General features: G+C 61.5%; 6 protein-coding genes. 2 read left to right on the top strand and 4 right to left on the bottom strand.

All coding sequences use genetic code 11. The features are described 5' to 3' along the window. Positions 1-269: hypothetical protein (locus CON76_RS13240; protein ID WP_205758155.1), on the top strand; the 269-nt coding region annotated here is incomplete at its 5' end. On the opposite strand, the gene CON76_RS01320 is transcribed toward CON76_RS13240, so the two are convergent. From CON76_RS01320 to CON76_RS01305, 4 genes are read right to left on the bottom strand one after another with little or no spacing between them, the layout of a single operon-like run. Next, the gene (locus CON76_RS01320) at positions 253-2,361 is read right to left on the bottom strand and encodes a putative bifunctional diguanylate cyclase/phosphodiesterase (RefSeq protein WP_101101337.1); all 2,109 of its coding nucleotides are present in this window, start codon (positions 2,359-2,361) and stop codon (positions 253-255) included. The two genes, CON76_RS13240 and CON76_RS01320, sit on opposite strands and share 17 nt — an antisense overlap. A gap of 57 nt (positions 2,362-2,418) precedes the next feature. Beyond that, on the bottom strand, positions 2,419-3,597 hold the full coding sequence (locus tag CON76_RS01315) for an MFS transporter (protein WP_101101338.1): 1,179 nt from the start codon (positions 3,595-3,597) through the stop codon (positions 2,419-2,421). 17 nt (positions 3,598-3,614) lie between these two features. Next, positions 3,615-4,715 carry a chorismate synthase gene (gene aroC / locus CON76_RS01310; RefSeq protein ID WP_101101335.1) on the bottom strand — a complete coding sequence of 367 codons (1,101 nt, stop codon included), beginning with the start codon at positions 4,713-4,715 and terminating at the stop codon, positions 3,615-3,617. 48 nt (positions 4,716-4,763) lie between these two features. Beyond that, complete coding sequence (locus CON76_RS01305) at positions 4,764-5,231, bottom strand: CBS domain-containing protein (protein ID WP_101101333.1); 468 nt, start codon at positions 5,229-5,231, stop codon at positions 4,764-4,766. A gap of 134 nt (positions 5,232-5,365) precedes the next feature. On the opposite strand from CON76_RS01305, the gene CON76_RS01300 reads away from it, so the two are divergent. Further along, the coding region (locus CON76_RS01300; RefSeq protein ID WP_145995290.1) for an RNA-guided endonuclease InsQ/TnpB family protein at positions 5,366-6,022 on the top strand (657 nt) is incomplete at its 3' end.

The raw sequence follows: 6,022 nt of genomic DNA, 5'->3' as shown, positions 1-6,022 counted from the left end.
GGGTTTTGGTGGTGGTGTTCACGCCGACGATGATACGGGTCGGCTACACAAAAGACAACAGGCCGTCCCGGCCTGATCGCTCGAACCTCGGGCTGAACCCCGAGGCTTGCCGCTCAATCTGGGTCATTGGCAACATGGACGCTTCCACCCAGCAAAACGCCGCACTGGTAGAAGAAATGGCCACCGCCGCCGAACGGCTCAAGGAACAGGCCTGCGAACTGGTGACTTCGGTGCAGGTGTTCCGACTGGACGCTACAACCAAAGGTTGAATTCGGCCAAGGGCAACGGTTTGGAGAACAAGTAGCCCTGAAATTCATGGCAACCCTGGCGCGACAAGAAATCAAATTGCGCCTGGGTTTCCACCCCTTCGGCCACCACCGTTTTGTTCAGGCTTTGCCCCAGTGAGACGACCGCACCGGCGATCATGGCCGCGTCCTCTGCGTGCTCCAATCCTGTGACCAAGGAGCGGTCGATCTTGATCACATCCAGCGGCAAACGCCGCAGGTATGACAACGACGAATAACCCGTGCCAAAGTCGTCCATCGACAGGCTCACCCCCAGTTGCTTGAGCTGGTGCAACACCTGAATCACGCGCTCGGTATCATCCACCAACACGCCTTCGGTGATTTCCAGCTCCACGCGGTGCGCCGGCAAACCCGCACACCGCAAAGCCGCGTCGATGCGCTGTACCAAATCGTCGCAACCAAACAGTTGCGGCGACAGGTTGACCGACACCCGAACCGGCTGGCCATGCACATCGGGCCAAGCGGCGGCGGCTTGAAAGGTTTTCTGGAAGATCTGCTCACTCAACGGCACGATGAGCCCGGTTTCTTCGGCCACTGGAATGAAACGGTCGGGCCCCACCCAACCCAGTTGGTCGCTGTGCCAACGCGCCAGCGCCTCCACACCCACCATGCGCCGTTGTGCGTTGACTTTGGGCTGGAAATACACTTGAAATTCGTCTTTTTCCAGCGCCACACGCATGGCACTTTCCAGCGTCAGGCGCTCTTGTGCCATGTGGTTCAACTCGGGGCTGAAGAACTGGAAGTTGTTGCGCCCGCGCTTCTTGGCCGCGTACATGGCCATGTCGGCGTGCTTGAGCAAAGTTTCGGCGTTGTCGTGCCCGTGCTGGTACAAGGCCACGCCCAAGCTGGCCCCAATCTGCAATTCGCGCCCCTGCAATTCGATGGGCTGGCGCACCACGTCCAGAATGCGGTCGAGCAGCGAAATGGTGGTTTCAATGTGTTCGCCACCGTTGAGCACCAACACAAATTCATCGCCCCCCTGACGGGCCACGGTGTCGGAGCTGCGCAAACTGTGGCGCAAACGCTGTGCCACCACCACCAACAACTCGTCACCGGCGGCGTGGCCCAATGTGTCGTTGACGAACTTGAAGCCGTCCAGATCCATGAGCACCACCGCCAAAAAGTCACCCGAACGCTGGACACGTGAAATGGCCTGCTCCAGCCGGTCGGCCAGCAAATTGCGGTTGGGCAAGCCGGTTAAGAAATCGTAGTTGGCCTGCCGTTCGAGTTGCTGCTGGTAATGTTTGCGCTCGGTGATGTCCTGCACGGTGCCTTCGTAGCACACCAGTTGGCCGGTACCATCGCGCACCACATGGGCGTTTTCGGAAATCCAGATGCGCGTGCCGTCGCAGCGGTACACCTCGGACTCAAAATTTAGCACCTTGCCGTGCAAGGCCATGAGCTGGCAAAACTCATGGCGGCGCGAAGCGTCCACGTACAAGCCGTGTTCCAGATTGCTCATGCCCTCCATCAGCGCCTGTGGGGTGGCGTAGCCGTACATTTGCGCCAAAGCCAAGTTGGCGGCCAAATAGAGCCCTTCTTGCGAGGTTTGGAAGATGCCCTCGGAAGCGTGCTCAAAAATGTGCCGGTAACGCTGCTCGGCGTGCTCCAACGCCTGCTGCACCAACCTAATTTGGGTAATGTCTTGCACAAAACCCTCAATCACCCAGCGCCCGGTTTCGTCGGGCACGGCCATGCCTTTCTCCAGCACCCATTTGGCGTCGCCGCTGCGGGTCACGATGCGGTATTCGACCGTAAACCGCTCCCCGGTCGCCAACGCCCGTTCAATGGTGGCGCGCACGTGGGCACGGTCGGCGGGCCAGGTGATTTGCTCCCAGGTCACGCTGCCGTGCAGCAACAAATCTTGGGGCTGGTAACCTGTGAGCGCAAAGCAGCCTTGGCTGACGAACAACATCGTCCACGCGGCATCGTTGTGGCAACGGTAGGCCATGCCGTCCAAATTGTTGATCAGGGTATCAAGCACCCGATCGCGGTTCACCGGCAACGCGGTGTTGAGGCTACAGGTACTGAACTCACACTCGGAAGGGGCGGACATCACAACACAGACATTCTTCATTCAGACGGACAAGCAATTTTTGTACCGGCCAAGCTTTCAAGCGTTGGGCACCGCTGGCGCAACAGGCATGCGCCACGCCGCCACCGCTGCCAATACCGCCGCCAGCGACCCCAGCCAGAACACGGTTTGCAACCCCCAACGGGCGCTGATCCACCCCCCGGCCAACCCACCCAGCACCCCCGACAGACCATAGCCCACCACCGCGTACATGGCTTGGCCACGCCCGCGCAAGCGGCCCGGAAAATACTGCGTCAACAACGCAATGCACACCGAATGGTGCGCCGCAAACGTGATGGCGTGTACCGCCTGTGCCAGCACCAACACCCACCACCAGCTGGCCCAGCCCGCCGTCACGGCCATGCGCAACGCCATCAGCACCGCCGCCAGCAGCAGCCAGCGTTGCAGGCGCAGCATCGGCATCCAGCGGCCTTGGGTGAAGAACCAGCCTATCTCCACCACCACCGAGGCGGCCCACAGCAGGCCAATCACGGTCTTGCTGTAACCCAGGCTGTCGAGGTAGAGCGAGAAAAAAATATAAACAAAAATGTGCGCCAGGATGTGGAAGAACACCGACACCAGAAACCAGCGCACCACCGGCTGGCGCAACACCGGCCCCAGCGGCACCGACGGGCTGGCGTGGTGGGCGGCGTCGCGCTGATCCGCCATCCACCACACACTGAGCGTGACCAGCAGCAGCGTGCCCGCCGTCCAGTGCGGAAAACTGCCCATGCCGTAACGCTCGAACCAAGCCCCGGCCAGCATCACCGTGACCAAAAAACCCAGCGATCCCCACAGCCGGATACGCCCATAGCGTTTGGCATCAAACCCGCCCTCGCCGTGGCTGACAATTTGCGCCAACGCGGCCTCGCTCATCGGCATCATGGCACTGGTGTGGGTAAACATGACCAGCAACACCACCACCACGCCTGCCACGCCCCACGGCATGGCCAACGCCAACGAGGCCAGCAGCGCCACCGTGGCGCAAAAGCGCATCAGCCAGACCCGGTGCCCGGTGTGGTCGCTCAACCAGCCCCACAAATAAGGCGCAAACAACCGGGTGCCGGACTGCAACGCCGTCAGGGCGCTGATGACGACCAGGCTGTAACCCAGCTCCTTGAGCCACAGCGGCAGGTACGGGTTAAAAAACCCAATGTGCGCAAAATAGCTGGCCGACAACGCGGCAAAGGGCCACAGTTGTCGGCGCTGCGCGGGCATGGCGCTCAAGCGGCCCTTCAGCCGCGCTGGGCCGCAGCAATGTCGGGCGTGTGAACGCGCACATCGGCGCACTGCGCGCGGTGTTGCAAGGCGTGCTCCATCACCACCAGCGCCAGCATGGCCTCAGCAATCGGGGTGGCACGGATGCCCACGCACGGATCGTGGCGGCCTTTGGTGATGACTTCGGTCGGCGCGCCTGCCACGTCGATGGAGTCGCGCGGCACCAAAATCGAGCTGGTCGGCTTGATAGCGATGCTGACTTCCAGATCTTGCCCGGTGCTGATGCCCCCCAACACCCCCCCCGAGTGGTTGGTGGCGAAGCCTGCGGGGGTCAACGCATCGCCGTGCGTGCTGCCGCGCTGGGCCACGCTGGCAAAACCGGTTCCAATTTCCACGCCCTTGACGGCGTTGATGCCCATCATGGCGTAGGCGATGTCGGCATCCAGCTTGTCAAACAGCGGCTGGCCCAAACCCACCGGCATGTGCTGCGCTGTCACGCGCAAGCGCGCACCGCACGAATCGCCGCTCTTGCGCAACCCGTTCATGTAGGCTTCCAGCGCCGACACATCGGCCACTGGCGCAAAAAACGGGTTGTTGGGCACGTGCTCCCAGCTCTCGAACGGGATGGCGAGGTCGCCAATCTGCGTCATGCAACCTTGGAAGGTGGTGCCATATTGCTGGAACAACCACTTTTTGGCCACCGCACCGGCAGCCACCATCGGCGCGGTCAGGCGGGCCGAGCTGCGGCCCCCCCCGCGCGGGTCGCGGATACCGTACTTGTGCCAATAAGCGTAGTCGGCGTGACCAGGGCGGAAGGTTTGCAGGATATTGCCGTAATCCTTGCTGCGCTGGTCGGTGTTTTGGATCAGCAAGCAAATGGGCGTGCCGGTGGTGTGGCCGTCGTACACACCACTGAGGATTTGCACCGCATCGGGTTCGTTGCGTTGCGTGACGAACTTGCTGGTACCGGGCCGCCGCCGGTCCAAATCGGGCTGGATGTCGGCTTCGGTCAACGGCAAGCCCGGCGGGCAGCCGTCGATCACGCAGCCAATGGCCGGGCCGTGGGATTCACCAAAGTTGGTGACAGCGAATAGGGTTCCAAAGGTGTTGCCGCTCATGCGCGCATTATCCCCCAGCCCGCTGCTGCCACGCAGGCGGCACCAGCGTCAGATGGCGGTGTCGATGTTGCCGTCCTCGTCGGCCTTGGGCCAGTCGCGGATATAGGCCTTGAGCAGCTTGTTCTCGAAGTTCTGTGCGTCCACCACCGCCTTGGCCACGTCGTAGAAGCTGATCACGCCCATCAGCATCTTGCCGTCCATCACCGGCATGTAGCGGGTGTGTTTTTCCAGCATCATGGGGCGCACTTGCTCCAGTTCGGTGTCGGGGCTGCAGGCGGTGGGGCTGGCGTCCATCACGTCGCGCACGCTGCATTCGCGCACTTGGCCGCCATTCTGGGCCACGGTGTGGATGACCTCGCGGAACGTGAGCATGCCCGCCAGGGTGCCGCCCTCCATCACCACCAGCGAGCCGATGTCGAACTGCGACATGGTCTCGATGGCGTGCACCAGGGTCTCGTTGGGCGACACGGTGTACAAGGTACCGCCCTTGACGCGCAAAATGTCGATCACTTTCATCAATCTGCGCGGGAAACCCCGGCATTCATGCCGGGGAGGGATAGCGCGGCTTGCACAGCAAGCCCCTGTTTCCGCTCCTTTTTAGGTTGGCTATCTTCTGGGTGGATGGGATGGTTTTCGTGTAAATTGCGCGCATGGACATCAAGCGCGCGTACCGCTTCCGGTTTTACCCAACGCCTGAGCAAGAAATCCTCTTGGCCCAGACGTTTGGTTGCGTGCGCGTGGTCTACAACCACATGCTGCGGCTGCGCAGTGAGGCATGGGAGCAGCGGCAAGAGCGCATGGGATACAACGCCACGTCTGCCGCGTTGACCTTGCTCAAAAAGCAGCCCGAATATGCGTGGCTCAACGACGTGTCCAGCGTGCCGTTGCAGCAGGCGCTGCGGCATTTGCAAACAGCATTCGGCAACTTCTTTGCCAAACGTGGGCGTTACCCACAGTTCAAGCGCAAGGGCGGCCACCAGTCGGCGGAATACACCGCCAGCGCGTTCCGCTGGGATGGAGAGTCGCTGAAGTTGGCGAAGATGGACGCACCGCTGGATGTGCGCTGGTCGCGTCAGATTCCGCCAGCGGCCAAAGTCACGACGGTGACGGTCAGCAAAGACGCGGCGGGCCGCTACTTCGTCAGCCTGCTGTGCGACGACGTGGTGAGCGCCAAACCCGAGGTGGCGGAAAAAATTGGCATTGATCTGGGCCTGACTCATTTCGCCATCCTTTCCGACGGCGAAAAAATCCCAGCGCCCAACGCTTTCCGAAAACATGAAAAGAAGCTGGCCAAATTGCAACGCAAG

The organism is Macromonas bipunctata, assembly GCF_002837135.1.
Taxonomy (GTDB): Bacteria; Pseudomonadota; Gammaproteobacteria; order Burkholderiales; family Burkholderiaceae_C; genus Macromonas_A; species Macromonas_A bipunctata.
Note: the sequence above shows the minus strand (reverse complement) of the source record. Positions and strands in the feature narration are given on the sequence as shown.